General features: G+C 71.9%; 13 protein-coding genes and 1 pseudogene. 2 read left to right on the top strand and 12 right to left on the bottom strand.

Annotation, left to right across the window (positions count from 1 at the left end; genetic code table 11):
* Position 1 precedes the first annotated feature (1 nt).
* From atpA to C8046_RS17555, 8 genes are all read right to left on the bottom strand, one after another.
* Positions 2 to 1,633 carry a F0F1 ATP synthase subunit alpha gene (atpA, locus tag C8046_RS17590; RefSeq protein ID WP_109230558.1) on the bottom strand — a complete coding sequence of 544 codons (1,632 nt, stop codon included), beginning with the start codon at positions 1,631 to 1,633 and terminating at the stop codon, positions 2 to 4.
* A gap of 51 nt (positions 1,634 to 1,684) precedes the next feature.
* Entirely contained in the window at positions 1,685 to 2,500 is an 816-nt protein-coding gene (locus tag C8046_RS17585) for a F0F1 ATP synthase subunit delta (RefSeq protein ID WP_109230557.1), read from the bottom strand.
* Complete coding sequence (locus tag C8046_RS17580) at positions 2,500 to 3,105, bottom strand: F0F1 ATP synthase subunit B (protein WP_109230556.1); 606 nt, start codon at positions 3,103 to 3,105, stop codon at positions 2,500 to 2,502. The genes C8046_RS17585 and C8046_RS17580 overlap by 1 nt, the downstream gene beginning before the upstream one ends.
* Entirely contained in the window at positions 3,105 to 3,329 is a 225-nt protein-coding gene (gene atpE, locus C8046_RS17575; protein ID WP_109230555.1) for an ATP synthase F0 subunit C, read from the bottom strand. Before atpE ends, C8046_RS17580 begins: the two co-directional genes overlap by 1 nt.
* A gap of 79 nt (positions 3,330 to 3,408) precedes the next feature.
* Positions 3,409 to 4,194: a F0F1 ATP synthase subunit A gene (atpB, locus tag C8046_RS17570; RefSeq protein ID WP_109230554.1), complete on the bottom strand. Its 786-nt coding sequence runs from the start codon at positions 4,192 to 4,194 to the stop codon at positions 3,409 to 3,411.
* A 134-nt stretch (positions 4,195 to 4,328) separates the two neighbouring features.
* Positions 4,329 to 4,835, bottom strand: a complete 507-nt coding sequence (locus C8046_RS17565) for a hypothetical protein (RefSeq protein WP_109230553.1) — start codon at positions 4,833 to 4,835, stop codon at positions 4,329 to 4,331.
* Positions 4,832 to 5,989, bottom strand: coding sequence for a glycosyltransferase family 4 protein (locus C8046_RS17560; protein WP_109230552.1), 1,158 nt, complete (start codon positions 5,987 to 5,989; stop codon positions 4,832 to 4,834). Before C8046_RS17560 ends, C8046_RS17565 begins: the two co-directional genes overlap by 4 nt.
* On the bottom strand, positions 5,986 to 6,774 hold the full coding sequence (locus tag C8046_RS17555; protein WP_419183581.1) for an L-threonylcarbamoyladenylate synthase: 789 nt from the start codon (positions 6,772 to 6,774) through the stop codon (positions 5,986 to 5,988). The genes C8046_RS17560 and C8046_RS17555 overlap by 4 nt, the downstream gene beginning before the upstream one ends.
* Positions 6,775 to 6,913: 139 nt before the next feature.
* Here C8046_RS17555 and C8046_RS17550 point away from each other — a divergent pair, with 139 nt between their 5' ends.
* On the top strand, positions 6,914 to 7,249 hold the full coding sequence (locus C8046_RS17550) for a VanZ family protein (RefSeq protein ID WP_109231031.1): 336 nt from the start codon (positions 6,914 to 6,916) through the stop codon (positions 7,247 to 7,249).
* Here C8046_RS17550 and prmC read toward each other — a convergent pair.
* The 3 genes from prmC to rpmE all read right to left on the bottom strand — a co-directional run bounded on the left by prmC (position 7,209) and on the right by rpmE (position 9,475).
* Positions 7,209 to 8,072, bottom strand: coding sequence for a peptide chain release factor N(5)-glutamine methyltransferase (gene prmC, locus C8046_RS17545; RefSeq protein WP_235866390.1), 864 nt, complete (start codon positions 8,070 to 8,072; stop codon positions 7,209 to 7,211). The two genes, C8046_RS17550 and prmC, sit on opposite strands and share 41 nt — an antisense overlap.
* Positions 8,069 to 9,157, bottom strand: a complete 1,089-nt coding sequence (gene prfA / locus C8046_RS17540; protein WP_109230550.1) for a peptide chain release factor 1 — start codon at positions 9,155 to 9,157, stop codon at positions 8,069 to 8,071. Before prfA ends, prmC begins: the two co-directional genes overlap by 4 nt.
* A 102-nt stretch (positions 9,158 to 9,259) precedes the next feature.
* Entirely contained in the window at positions 9,260 to 9,475 is a 216-nt protein-coding gene (gene rpmE / locus C8046_RS17535; protein ID WP_109230549.1) for a 50S ribosomal protein L31, read from the bottom strand.
* 339 nt (positions 9,476 to 9,814) lie between these two features.
* On the opposite strand from rpmE, the gene C8046_RS19625 reads away from it, so the two are divergent.
* Positions 9,815 to 11,545 (top strand): HNH endonuclease signature motif containing protein, encoded by a 1,731-nt coding sequence (locus tag C8046_RS19625; RefSeq protein ID WP_235866389.1) that lies wholly within the window; start codon positions 9,815 to 9,817, stop codon positions 11,543 to 11,545.
* A 139-nt stretch (positions 11,546 to 11,684) separates the two neighbouring features.
* Here C8046_RS19625 and rho read toward each other — a convergent pair.
* Positions 11,685 to 13,702 (bottom strand): annotated as a pseudogene (gene rho, locus C8046_RS20285) (transcription termination factor Rho).
* Positions 13,703 to 13,808: the final 106 nt, after the last annotated feature.

Here is a 13,808-nt window from a genome sequence, read left to right as displayed (position 1 = left end):
CTCAGCCCCGCTTCTGGCGGACGATCTGCTCCTGCTCGACGTCCAGGCCCTCGTCGTCGACCGGCTCGTCACTGCCGAGCAGGTCGCCGTCGGAGGTCTGGAACGTCGGCGCGAAGGACTCGATGGCGGCCTTGAGCGCCTCGACCGCGTCGTCACCGAGCTTGCCGGTGGTGGCGATGGTGCCGAGCACGTCGGTGCTGCGACGCACGTGGTCGATCAGCTCGCGCTCGAACCGCAGCACGTCGGCGACGGGGACGTCGTCGAGGTAGCCGTTCGTGCCGGCCCAGATCGCCACGACCTGGTCCTCGACCGGGTAGGGCGAGTACTGGGGCTGCTTGAGGAGCTCGGTCAGACGCTCGCCGCGAGCCAGCGCCTGGCGCGAGGCCGGGTCGAGGTCCGAGGCGAACATCGCGAACGCCGCGAGCGAGCGGTACTGGGCGAGCGTGAGCTTCAGGGTTCCGGAGACACCCTTCATCGCCTTGACCTGGGCCGCACCACCGACGCGGGACACCGAGATGCCGACGTCGACGGCGGGGCGCTGGTTGGCGTTGAACAGATCCGACTGGAGGAAGATCTGGCCGTCCGTGATCGAGATGACGTTCGTCGGGATGTAGGCCGACACGTCGTTGGCCTTCGTCTCGATGATCGGCAGACCGGTCATCGACCCGGCGCCGAGCTCGTCCGACAGCTTCGCGCACCTCTCGAGGAGGCGGGAGTGCAGGTAGAAGACGTCTCCCGGGTAGGCCTCGCGGCCCGGCGGGCGGCGCAGGAGGAGCGACACGGCGCGGTACGCCTCAGCCTGCTTGGACAGGTCGTCGAACACGATCAGGACGTGCTTGCCCTCGTACATCCAGTGCTGGCCGATGGCCGAGCCGGTGTAGGGGGCGAGGTACTTGAAGCCGGCCGGGTCGGAGGCCGGGGCGGCCACGATGGTCGTGTACTCCAGGGCGCCGGACTCCTCCAGCGCGCCGCGGACGGCGGCGATGGTCGAGCCCTTCTGGCCGATCGCGACGTAGATGCAGCGGACCTGCTTGTCGGGGTCGCCCGACTCCCAGTTCGCCTTCTGGTTCAGGATCGTGTCGAGCGCGATCGCCGTCTTGCCGGTCTTGCGGTCGCCGATGATGAGCTGACGCTGGCCGCGGCCGATCGGGATCATCGAGTCGATGGCCTTGATGCCGGTCTGCAGCGGCTCGTGCACGCTCTTGCGCGCCATGACGCCGGGCGCCTGGAGCTCGAGGGCGCGGCGGCCGGTCGTGGCGATCTCGCCGAGGCCGTCGATGGGCGTGCCCAGCGGGTCGACCACGCGGCCGAGGTAGCCGTCGCCGACGGGGACCGAGAGGACCTCGCCCGTGCGGCGGACCTCCTGGCCCTCCTGGATGCCGGTGAACTCGCCCAGGACCACCACACCGATGTGGCGGACGTCGAGGCTCAGCGCGAGGCCGAGCGTGCCGTCCTCAAAGGTGAGGAGCTCGTTCGCCATGGCGCCCGGAAGTCCTTCGACCTCCGCGATGCCGTCGGCAGCGAGCGTGACTCGACCCACCTCCTCGCGGGCGTCGGTCGTCGGGGTGTAGGAGCTGACGAACGTGTCGAGCGCAGCCCTGATCTCCTCGGGCTTGATCGTGAGCTCAGCCATCGGTTCCTTCTCTCGTCTCTCGCGTCGGGCGCGGGGTGTCTGGGTGAGCGCTCAGCCGGCGATGCGGCGTCGGGCTTCGGCAAGCTTGGACAGCACGGTGGCGTCGACGACCTCGGCACCCACCTGGATGCGCATGCCACCCACGATGCTGGGGTCGACGCCCACGTTGACGTGGACCTCGGTGGAGTAGATGCGCGACAGCGTCGCGCCGAGGCGCTCCACCTGCGCCGGGGTGAGCGGCGTCGCCACGAGCACCGATGCCACGACGCGCTGACGTCGGGCGGCGGCGAGGTCGGCCACGTGGGCGAGCCTCGTGGTGACCGACCGCTGTCGGAGCGCACCGACGGTGCGGCGGACCAGCACCTGCGACTCCGGCGCGACCTGCCCGTTGAGGAGCTGGTCGGCCAGGCTGGTGCGACGCTCGGCGCTCAGGTCCGTGGAGGCGAGCGCGACACGCAGGTCGCGCTCGTTCGCCAGGATGCGGCCGAGCCGGAACAGGTCGTCCTCGACGCGCAGGAGGTCCCCGCGCGCCTCCGCCGCGACCAGGACCGCGGTGGTCCCGATCTCCTCGAGCGCCTCGGCGAGGTCGGCGTCGGCCGACCAGCGAGCCCGCGCGAGGCCGGCGACCAGGTCGACGACGTCGGCGTGCACCTGGGTGCCCAGGAGCGTGCTGGCCAGCTGGGCCTTGGCCTCGCCGGACCGGGTGGGGTCGGTGAGCGCGCGACGCAGGGAGGTCGAGCCGTCGAGCGCGTCGACGACGGAGAAGATCTGCTCCCCGAGCTCCCGCGCTCCGTCGCCCGCCGCGTCGAGGATCGGCGTGAACCGCTCCCTGGCCGCGGTGAGGGATGCCTCGCTGGTCGCCCGCATCACTTCCCCGTCTCGGTGGTGCCGGAGGCGTCGGCGGCGACCGTGGTCGGCACGCCGTCACCCTGGCGGGAGGTCTCCTCGAGCTCGGCGAGGAAGCGGTCGATCACACGCGACTGGCGTGCGTCGTCCGTGAGCGCCTCGCCCACGATCTTCCCGGCCAGGTCGGTCGCCAGCGAACCGATGTCGCTGCGCAGCGAGACGACGGCCTGCTGGCGCTCCGCCTCGATCTGACGCTGGGCGTTCTCGACGATGCGGTTGGCCTCGGCCTGCGCCTTGGACTTCGCCTCGACGACGATCTCGTTGCCCTCGCCGTGCGCCTCCTCGCGGATGCGCCCGGCCTCCTGACGGGCGGCGACCAGCTCGGCCTCACGCTCCGCCCTGGTGGCCTCGGCCTCGGCCTGGATCTTCGCGGCGTGCTCGAGCCCGCCCTCGATCTTGGCCGCCCGCTCGTCGAGCAGGGCCGTCATCTTCGGCATCAGGTACTTGAAGAAGAAGAACGCGATGACAGCGGTGACGACCAGCGACCAGATGATGTCGTAGTCGGCCGGGATGAAGACTCCGATCCCGGAGACCTCACCCTCGGCCAGCAGCTGTGCCTCGCCCATCAGATGAAGAGGAAGCCGGCGATCAGACCGAGCAGCGCGAGCACCTCGACGAAGGCCACACCGATGAACATGTTGGTGCGGAGCGTGTTGGCGACCTCGGGCTGACGGGCCATGCCCTCCAGCGCCTTGCCGATCAGGATGCCGAGGCCGATGCCCGGGCCGAGAGTGGCCAGGCCGTAGCCGATGGTGGCGATGTTGCCGTTGAGCTCGGCGAGGATGTCCATGGGTTGTCCTTCCTAGGGCGGCGGGTCCGTACCCGCCGTCGTGGGTGGTCTGGCTGTGGAGCGGGGTGGAGCAGGAACCTCAGTGCGCGTCGTCCTCAGACATCTGGATGTAGACGGCAGCGAGAAGAGTGAAGATGAACGCCTGCAGGAAGCCGACGAAGATCTCGAAGAGGGTGATGCCGATACCGCCGACGAAGGTCATCACGCCGGTGAGCGGGATCAGGCCGCCACTCTCGAAGAAGAGGAAGTGCGTCGCGGCGAAGCAGAGCACGAGCATCAGGTGACCGGCCATCATGTTGGCCAGGAGTCGCAGCGCCAGCGTGAGCGGCCGCAGGATGAACACCTGCAGGATCTCGATCGGCGTGATCAGGAGGTACATGATCTTCGGGACGCCGCTCGGGAACAGGCTGATCTTGAGGTAGCCCGGACCGTGCTTGCGGAAGCCGGCGACGAGGTAGGTGACGTACACCCAGATCGCCAGCACGACCGGCAGGCCGATCACCGAGGTTCCACCGATGTTGAGGAACGGGGTCACCCCGGCGAAGTTCATCGCGAGGATGATGAAGAAGAGGGTCGTGAGGAGGGGCAGGTAGCGCCGCCCCGCCGTCTTGCCGAGAACCGACTCGACGATCTGCACCCGGACGAAGTCCAGGGCGAGCTCCACGACGCTCTGCGCGCGGCCCGGGACGAGCTTCGCGTGGCGGGTGGAGAGCCAGAGCCACAGGATCAGCGCGATGGTGACGACGACGCGCACCAGCTGGATCCGGTTGAACTCGAACGGCGTGCCGTCGAAGAAGATCGCGGGAGGGAAGAACTCCTGGATCGTCGGAGCGTGGAAGCCCGATCCGTGATCGGTCTCGGCCATGAGCAGTCCAGCCGCGTTCAATGGTCTCCCCGGGTCTTGTGGTGGTGTCGCAAGGCCCAGCAAGGATGCGACAACGCATCCTGCCGTGCTGATTCCATGCGGAGCTGCAGGTCTGTGTGAAGCCTACCGGATGATCAGGAGAGCTCGTGGCGATCCTGTGCCCGCGGCTCCACGACCGGCACGCGGGCGGACGTCACGGCGCGCATCTCGACCACCAGCGAGGCGATCACGATCACCCCGAGGGTGCCCGCGAGGACGTACCGGTCGTAGAAGTCGAACCCGCGCAGGACCATCAGCAGCGCGACGATCACGATCATCTTCGCGAGCCAGCCACCGAGCACGGCGACGGCGAGGAACTGCGGGGACCGGCCCTCGCTCACGAGCATCGTGACGACGGTGGTCAGGCAGAAGATGATGCCGACCACGCCCCCGAGGAGCGCGCCCCACAGCCCGGGCGTCCCCGAGGTCAGCAGGCCGACGACCGCTCCCAGCACGGTCACGGCGGCCGTCACGACCGCCACGTGTCGCAGGATCCCTGCGAGGACGGCCCGGAGCGTCGTGGGCGGGCCGGAGCGGGCCGGCGAGGCGGGGGCCGGCGAGGACGGGGCCGGCGAGGACGGGGCGGCGGGTGAGTCGGTCACGGCTCTACTTTCTCACGCGCCTCGGGCCCCTTCACGTGGCGCGAGCGGTGCGACGAGCGCCGGACCGGCAGCGGGACGACCGTGAGCACGATCCCGACGACGACCGCCACCGTGAGGGCGATCAGGACCGTCTGCAGCGGCAGGAAGGCCAGGGCGACGGCACCGAACGCGAACACGGTCGTCCAGGCGTAGAGGATCACCACCGTGCGGCGGTGCGAGTGGCCGCGGGCCATGAGCCGGTGGTGCAGGTGCCTCCCGTCGGCGGCGAACGGCGACTTGCCGGCGGCGATGCGTCGCACGACCGCGAACACGAGGTCCACGAGCGGGATGAGCATCACGGCGACGGGCAGCAGGATCGGCAGGAACGCCGGCAGCGCCACGAACTCCGTGAGCTGTGCGCTCGCCCCCGGGTCGATGTTGCCGGTGACGATGATGCCGGCGGCCGACAGCGTGAGCCCGAGGAACATCGCCCCGGAGTCCCCCATGAAGATCGACGCCTTGAAGAAGTTGTGCGGGAGGAAGCCCAGGCACGCGCCGACCACGGCGGCGATGATCAGCGTCGCGAGGTTGGCGTAGCTGGCCTCGTCGGTCGAGACGGTCAGCAGGTAGCTGTAGACGAAGAAGGCGCCGCCACCGATCGCGATCAGCCCGGCGGCGAGACCGTCGAGACCGTCGACGAAGTTGACCGCGTTGATGGCCACCAGCACGATCAGCAGCGTGATCGCCAGCAGCATGTTCGGCGAGAGGATCGCGATCGAGTCGAAGAGCGGCAGGGTGACCAGCTGCACCCCCTGCCACACCATCAGGCCGGCGCACAGCACCTGTCCGACCAGCTTCGTGATCCAGTCGAGGTCCCAGATGTCGTCGGCGGCCCCGAGCAGGCAGATCAGCACCGCGGACCCGAGGATCGCCCACGCCTGCGGCGAGACGGTGAAGACCTCGCCCAGGAACTCCGTGCGCGAGGCCACCAGGAGCGCGACGGCGAAGCCGACGAGCATCGCGACCCCGCCCATCCGGGGTGTGGGGACCTCGTGGACGTCACGCTCGCGCAGCGGCGTCACGGCGTTCACCCGACGCGCGAGCACCCGCACGAGCGGGGTCGCCACGAAGGTGACGGCGGCCGCGAGCGCAATGACGAGGAGGTAGATCCTCACCCGCGCGCCTCGTCGGCGGGCGGAGCGACGTCGTCGACGGCGTCGGTGGGCTGCTGCCGGGGGGCGTCGGTGGCCGCCGTCGGTGCGGAGGCAGGCTCCTCGGTCGGCTCTGCGGTCGGCTCCGCGGTCGGCTCCGCCACGACCGTGCGCAGGTGCGGCACGACGGCGGCGAGCTGCTCCCGGCCGATCGCACCCTCGCGGACGATCGTCAGCTGCGCCGTCGTGGCGTCGACGATGGTCGAGGACTGCCCGCCGGGCGCCTCGCCGTCGTCCAGGTAGCGGGCCACGCGCGCGCCGAGCTGGGCGACGGCGTCCTGGGCGTTCGTCGCGGCGGGCTGGCCCGTGCGGTTGGCCGAGGACACGGCGAGCGGACCGGTGGTGCGCAGCAGGTCGAGCGCGACCTCGTGGTCGGGCATCCGCAGCGCGACCGTCCCCGCCGTCTCCCCCAGGTCCCACGTGAGGCTCGGCTGGGCGCGGACGATGATCGTCAGCGCTCCGGGCCAGAACGCCTCGGCCAGGGCCCGGGCGGACGCGGGGACGCCGACGGCGAGCACGTCGAGCATGGTCGCGGAGGCGACGAGCACGGGGGGCGGCATCTGCCGACCGCGGCCCTTGGCGGCCAGCAGCGCGGCGACCGCGTCGGGGTCGAACGCGTCGGCGGCGATCCCGTAGACGGTGTCGGTGGGGAGGACGACGAGTCCTCCGGTGGCCAGGACGCCCGCGGCGTCGGCGATGTTCGCGGAGCGCTGCGCGGGGGTGCACGACAGGATGGTCACGGCCCCGATCCTGCCACGCGTGGCAGGCTCGGGTCGTGGCAGCCACCGATCGGACCCGGCCCTCCGCCGTCGGGAATCTCCGACGCGGCCTCCCCGTGCGATCCGCTGGGCGCTGTTCGGTGGCGCGCTGGCCGTCAACCTCGCCACGATGTACGCGCCCTCGGTCCCCGGACCGCCGTCGTCGCTGCGCCTGGACCTGCTCGGCCACGTGGCGACGTTCGCCGCGCTGACCTTCACCGGCCTGCTGGCCGGCGTCCCCGCGCGGTGGCTGCTCGTCGGCGTCGCGATCAACGCCGTCGCGAGCGAGGTCGTCCAGCACTGGCTGCTGCCCGACCGCAGCGGCGACGTCACCGATCTCGCGGCCGACGCCGTCGGGATCGTGCTGGGCTGGTGGGCGTACCGCTGGTGGCGGTTGCGGGAACGGCGGATGGCGGAGCGAGCAGTCAGGGAGCGACGGCGCGCACACCCCGCGGACGGTGCGTGAGGTCCTCGAACGAGCTGACCTCGACGAACCCCGCCGCGGCGGTGATCTCGCGCACGGCCTCGGCCTGCACCTCGGCGTGCTCCATCACGAACACTCCCCCGCTCCGCAGCAGGCGGCGGGCGGCGAGCACGACGGCGCGCGGCACCTCGAGCCCGTCGAGGCCCCCGCCGTAGAGCGCGAGATCGGGGTCGAAGTCGCGCACCTCGGGCTCGGTCGGGACGGCGTCGGGCGGGATGTACGGCGGGTTGGAGACGAGCACGTCGACGGTGCCGTCGAGGTCGGCGAGCAGCGCGGGGTCGCGGACGTCGCCGACCTCGGCCCGCAGCGGGCTCGAGCCCACGGCCCCGTGGTTGTGACGGGTCAGGGCGACGGCCTCGGGCGAGGCGTCGACCGCCACGACGGCGCTGGCGCGCACCTCGACGTCGACGGACACGGCGATCCCGCCGGCGCCGCAGCACAGGTCGACGACGAGCGGGTCGCGTCCGGTCGCCACGACGGCGACGGCGGCGTCGATCGCGTGCTGGGCGACGACCTCGGTCTCGGGGCGCGGCACGAAGACGCCCGGTTCGACCCGCAGCGTCACGTGGCGGAACACCGTGTGGCCGACGATGTGCTGGAGCGGCTCGCGCCGCCGTCGCCGGTCGACGAGCTCCGCGAACTCGGCGCGGAAGTCGTCGGGCAGCTCGGACGGCGCGTAGGCGAGGTGCGGCACGGCGAGCGCGTACGCGGCCAGGGCACGGGCGTCGTGCTCGGCGGACGGCACGCCCGCCTCGTCGAGGATCTCGCTCGCGCCGCGCACCATCGCGCGCAGCTCGGGCGTCACTGGTCCCCCGCCGCCGCCAGCCGCGCTGCCTCGTCCGTCTCGACGGCGGAGGCGATCACGGCGTCGAGCTCGCCGTCGAGCACGGTGTCGAGGTTGTAGGACTTGTACCCCGTGCGGTGGTCCGCGATGCGGTTCTCGGGGAAGTTGTACGTACGGATGCGCTCGGAGCGGTCGACCGTGCGGACCTGGCTGCGGCGGGCCTCGCTGGCGGCGGCGGCGGCCTCCTCCTGGCGCGCGGCCAGGATGCGGGCGCGCAGCACGCGCATGCCGGCCTCGCGGTTCTGCAGCTGGCTCTTCTCGTTCTGCATCGAGACCACGATGCCCGTGGGCAGGTGGGTGATGCGTACGGCGGAGTCGGTCGTGTTGACGCTCTGGCCGCCGGGGCCGGAGGAGCGGAAGACGTCGATGCGGAGGTCGTTCCCGTCGATCTCGACCTCGCCCTCGTCGTCGGCCTCGGGCAGCACGAGGACGCCGGCGGCGGACGTGTGGATGCGACCCTGCGACTCGGTCACGGGAACCCGCTGGACGCGGTGCACGCCGCCCTCGTACTTCAGGGCGGCCCAGACACCGTCCTCGGGCGCCGTTCCACCCTTGGACTTCACGGCGAGCTGGACGTCCTTGTAGCCGCCGAGCGCGGAGTCGGTGGCCTCGATGATCTGGGTCGACCAGCCGCGGCGCTCGGCGTAGCGCATGTACATCCGCAGGAGGTCACCGGCGAACAGGGCCGACTCCTCGCCGCCCTCCCCCGCCTTGATCTCGAGGATGACGTCGCGGCCGTCGTCGGGGTCGCGGGGCACGAGCACGCGGCGCAGCGTCTCGGCCGCCGGGGCGACCTTCGCGAGCAGCTCGGCGTGCTCGGCGGCGAAGTCGGGGTCCTCGTCGGCCAGCTCGGCGGCGGCCCCGGCGTCGGAGACGGCGGAGTGCCAGGCGCGGTAGGCCCCGACGACGCGGCCGAGCTCGGCGTAGCGCCGGCCGACCTTCTTCGCCCGGCCGGGGCTGGCGTGCAGCTCGGGGTCGGCGAGGTCCTTCTCCAGCTGGGCGTACTCGTCCAGCAGTCCGTTCACGACGGCGAAGTCCTCGCTCACGACAGCTCCTTGCGGTTGTGCGGGGTGGTGCCGGGTGGTGAGGCCCGGAAAAGACGAAACGAGCGCCGGCCCCCCGAAGGGTGCCGGCGCTCGTCGAGGTCGCTAGTTGGCGGCCTTCTTGCCGAAGCGACGCTCGAACGCCGCGACCCGGCCACCGGTGTCCAGGATCTTCTGCTTGCCCGTGTAGAACGGGTGGCAGGCGCTGCACACGTCGGAGCTGATCTTGCCCGACTTCTCGGTGCTCCGGGTGGTGAAGGTGTTGCCGCAGGTGCACGTCACCTCGGTGACGACGTACTCGGGGTGAATACCGCTCTTCATGGAGTCCTCCTCATTAGGGGTGCTACCGGGTCGCCGAGACGGAGTGCACGGGGCGTGAACCGGGAGCCAACGGGATATTCTGCCAGATCCCGCGGGGGCGTCCGGCCCCGGGTGAGGGAGATCACCTGGTTGGCGGCGTCGCGGACTGTCCCCAGCCGGCGCGCGCGACGCCCGCAGGCGCGGAATCTCGCCACATCTGTGGACACAGACTCTTGTTTCTCGAACGCGCGTACGAGAAAATGGATCATGGGCACGGAGCGGCGAGAGACGGTGGGGGCAGCGGCTCCCGCTCACCTTCCTGCCGCCGCGATCTCGGCGGCTGCCGGGACGAGCGACGCTGTGCTCGCCACGGCGCACGACCTCGCGCTGGACGCCGTCGCCGCACTGACCCGCGACCTCGCCGGCGCGACGCACGACGTCGCCCTCGAGCTCGCCGAGGCGGTCGAGGTCCTGGGTCGCCAGGTCGACCACCTCCGCCTCCTGGTCGCCCGCGCCGTCGACGAGGCCGCGCCCGCCCCGACCGGCAGCTCCGCCCTGGTGGACCACGCCGGGCAGGGCCTCACGGCGGTAACCGAGACCGGCGCGGCGGGCCGCGACGACTGCGCGACCGCACGGTCGAGGTCGCCGTTCCGCACCGGGCGGGACCTGCTGCGGACCCGACTGCGGATCTCGGGGGCCGACGCCTCCCGCCGGATCAGGCTCGCCCACCAGGTCCTGTCACGCACGACCCTCGGCGGCGAGACGCTGCCGCCCCGGCTCGAGCACGTGGGAGCCGTGATCGGCGAGGTCAGCGGCGACGCGGCTCGGCACGTGGCCCGGGCGAGCACCAGGGCGGAGCAGGTCGCGGGGCCCGAGGCCGCCCGAGCGGTCGAGGAGACGCTCGCCGAGCACGCGCTCACCTTCGATCCCGACAGCCTCGGACGGCTGGCCGACCGCGCCATCGTCCTCATCGATCCCGACGGGCCGGCCCCCGACGAGACCGACCACCGCCGGGGCGCCTTCGTCGGCACGACCCGGAACGGCCTCACCACGATCAAGCTCATCGTCGACCAGCTCCAGCGCGAGGTCCTCACCACGATCTTCGACACGGCGACGAACCCGCGCCGCGCGACGGTGGGCGCGGATGGGCCGGGCGACGGCGCCACGGACGGCACGGACGGCACGGACGGCACGGACGGCACGGACGGCACCGATACGACAGAGTCGACGGACGCCACCGTCCTGAACGAGATCGATCGGCAGGCGATGGCGTCCGACACCCGGTCACGGGCCGCGCGGATGCTCGACGCCCTGCTGTCCGCCTGCGGCGCCGCCCTGCGCAGCGGCGATCTTCCCCGGACCGGCGGCGCGCCCACGCAGGTCATGGTCACCATGCAGCTCTCCGACCTGCTCGGAGGTCTGAACGGCGTCGGTCACGGCGATCGGATCGGCCACCTCACCGGCGGCGCAGCGAGCACGTCGGGCGGAGGCTGCAGTGGCGACGGCAGTGGCAGCAGCGCCGATCCCCGGGCCCTGGTGGTGCACGAGGAGGATGTTCCCGCTTCCGTGCGCCGGGGTCCCGCAGCGATCAGACCGCCGTCCCGACCTCCGTCCCCCGGACCTCCGCCAGTGCCCTCGTCAGCACCACCGCCGTCGCCACCGCCCGGCGGCCTCGCCCACCTCCCGCACGCGGGACCCGTTCCCCTCACCCTCGTCCGACGACTGGCCTGCGACGCCGACCTCATCCCGGTCGTCCTGGGCACCACGGGTCGGATCCTCGACGTCGGACGAGACAACCGCCTCGTCCCCGCCTGGATGCGTCGCGCCCTCACGGCCCGCGACAAGGGGTGCGCCTTCCCCGGCTGCACGATCCCGGCCAGCTGGTGCGAGGGTCACCACATCGTCGACTGGGCACTCGGCGGCAGCACCGGCACCGACAACGCGGTGCTGGTGTGCTCCGGCCACCACCACCTCGTGCACCAGGCCGGCTGGACCGTCCGGCTCGAGGGCGGGCGTGCCAGGTTCACGCCTCCCTGGTCGGCGCTCCCGCGGCTCACGAGCAACGCCTTCCACTCCGGCTCCGCCGTCTGAGGCGGGTGAGGGTTGGGCCAGACCTGCAGCCCCGGTCACCGTCGGCGAGCACGACGACGGCGGGGCGCCCCTTCCGCAGAAGGGGCGCCCCGCCGTCGTGATCAGGCCGTGAGGCCCGGGTGATCGGGTGACCGGTGCGTCAGCCGACCAGCTCGTTCTTCTGGTCGGGGACCGACGGCGTCGTCTTCTGCACCGTCATGAGGAACTCGGCGTTCGTCGGGATCTCGCGGACCTTGCCCAGGAGCAGCTCGAGCGCGGGCTGCTGCTCGAGGCCACCCATGATGCGGCGGAGCTTCCAGATGATCTTGAGCTCGTCGGCGGCCACGAGGATCTCCTCGCGACGGGTGCCGGACGCGTTGACGTCGATCGCCGGGAAGATGCGCTTGTCGGACAGGTGCCGCGACAGGCGAAGCTCCATGTTTCCGGTGCCCTTGAACTCCTCGAAGATGACCTCGTCCATCTTGGAACCGGTCTCCACCAGCGCCGAGGCGAGGATCGTCAGCGAGCCGCCGTGCTCGATGTTGCGCGCCGCACCGAAGAACTTCTTCGGCGGGTAGAGCGCCGAGGCGTCCACACCACCCGAGAGGATGCGCCCGGAGGCCGGGGCCGCCAGGTTGTAGGCGCGGGAGAGACGCGTGAGCGAGTCGAGCAGCACGACGACGTCCTGGCCCAGCTCCACGAGACGCTTGGCGCGCTCGATGGCGAGCTCGGCGACGGTGGTGTGGTCGGACGGCGGACGGTCGAACGTCGAGGCGATGACCTCGCCCTTGACGGTCCGGGCCCAGTCCGTGACCTCCTCGGGACGCTCGTCCGCGAGGACGACCATGAGGTGGACCTCGGGGTTGTTCGTCGTGATCGCGTTGGCGAGCTGCTGCATGACGATCGTCTTGCCGGCCTTGGGCGGCGCGACGATCAGGCCGCGCTGGCCCTTGCCGATCGGCGACACGAGATCGATGATCCGCGCGGTGATCGCCTGCGGCTGGGTCTCGAGCCGCAGCCGCTGCTGCGGGTAGAGCGGCGTCAGCTTGCTGAAGTCGGGGCGGTTGCGCGCCTTCTCCAGCGGCATGCCGTTGACCGTGTCGAGGCGGACCAGCGCGTTGAACTTCTGGCGGTTGCCCTGCCCGCCGCTGGGCTGCTCGCCCTCGCGGGGGGCGCGGATCGCACCGGTGACGGCGTCGCCGCGACGCAGGCTGTACTTCTTGACCTGCGCGAGCGGGACGTAGACGTCGTCCGACCCGGGCAGGTAGCCCGAGGTGCGGATGAAGCCGTAGTTGTCGGCGATGTCCAGCACGCCCGCGACGGTGACCAGCACGTCGTCGTCGGACAGCTCGACCTCGTCGTAGGTGAGCGGGGCCTCGCCGCGGCCGCCGCGGCGGTTCTGCTTGCGATCACGGTCACGGTCGCGGAACCGGTCGCGGCCGCGACGACGACGGCCGCCGGGCTCGTCGTCGTAGGCGTCGGCCTGACGCTGCTCGGCCTGGCGCTGACGGTTGCCGCCCTGCGCGTTCTGACCGCCCTGACCGTTCTGGCCGCCGCCCTGCTGGCCGCGCTGCCCCTGGGGGCGGCGTCCTCGCTGCGGGGCTCCGGGAGCTTGATGTCGTCGAGCGCGGGCCGGCGGTTGCCCTGGCCCTCACGCTGCTGGCCGTCGCGCTGGCGGCGACCCTGGCGCGGGGCGCCGTCGGACTGCTCGCCGGCGCTGCGGTCGGTGCGCTCACTGCGCTCGGTCCGCTCGCCGCGGTCGTTCTGCGCGGCCGGGGCCTGCTCGGCGTCGCCGCCGCCGGAGCGGTCGCGACGGTTGCGCCCACGACGCGACTCGCCGCCGGACTCGGCCGGCTGCTCGCCACGCGCGGACTGCTCGGCGCGATCGGACTTCTCGGCGCGTGCGGGCTGCTCGGCGCGTGCCGGGGCGGACTCCTTCGGAGCCGATGCCGGCGCCTGCTCGGCGGCCGGAGCGGCGGCGGCACGCGGCGCGCGCTCGCGGCCGGCGGAGGCGCCGTCGCCCCCACGTGCCGACCGGATCGCCGTCACGAGGTCGCCCTTGCGCATCTTCGAGGTGCCGGAGATGCCCATCCCGCTCGCGAGCTGCTGCAGCTCGGCGAGGCGAAGGGTGCTGAGGGACCCACCGCGGGTGGCGGTGGAGTCGGTGGTGTCTGTCACGAGTGTCCTTTGCGGGTGCGTCGGGGTGACGCGATGTCGTGGAGAGATGGGGACCAACGCGTCCACAGGGACGGGGCGTCGGATCGTCCGCACCGGTAGGCCAGGT

This window comes from Serinibacter arcticus, from assembly GCF_003121705.1.
Lineage (GTDB): Bacteria > Actinomycetota > Actinomycetes > Actinomycetales > Beutenbergiaceae > Litorihabitans.
This window is presented reverse-complemented; position numbering and strand designations above follow the sequence as displayed.

Coding starts and splice junctions, on each gene's coding strand:
- atpE (WP_109230555.1), bottom strand. CDS start 3,329: ATGGACATCCTCGCCGAGCTCAACGGCAACATCGCCACCATCGGCTAC.
- C8046_RS17585 (WP_109230557.1), bottom strand. CDS start 2,500: ATGCGGGCGACCAGCGAGGCATCCCTCACCGCGGCCAGGGAGCGGTTC.
- C8046_RS17550 (WP_109231031.1), top strand. CDS start 6,914: ATGTACGCGCCCTCGGTCCCCGGACCGCCGTCGTCGCTGCGCCTGGAC.
- rpmE (WP_109230549.1), bottom strand. CDS start 9,475: ATGAAGAGCGGTATTCACCCCGAGTACGTCGTCACCGAGGTGACGTGC.
- atpA (WP_109230558.1), bottom strand. CDS start 1,633: ATGGCTGAGCTCACGATCAAGCCCGAGGAGATCAGGGCTGCGCTCGAC.
- C8046_RS17580 (WP_109230556.1), bottom strand. CDS start 3,105: ATGGGCGAGGCACAGCTGCTGGCCGAGGGTGAGGTCTCCGGGATCGGA.
- atpB (WP_109230554.1), bottom strand. CDS start 4,194: ATGGCCGAGACCGATCACGGATCGGGCTTCCACGCTCCGACGATCCAG.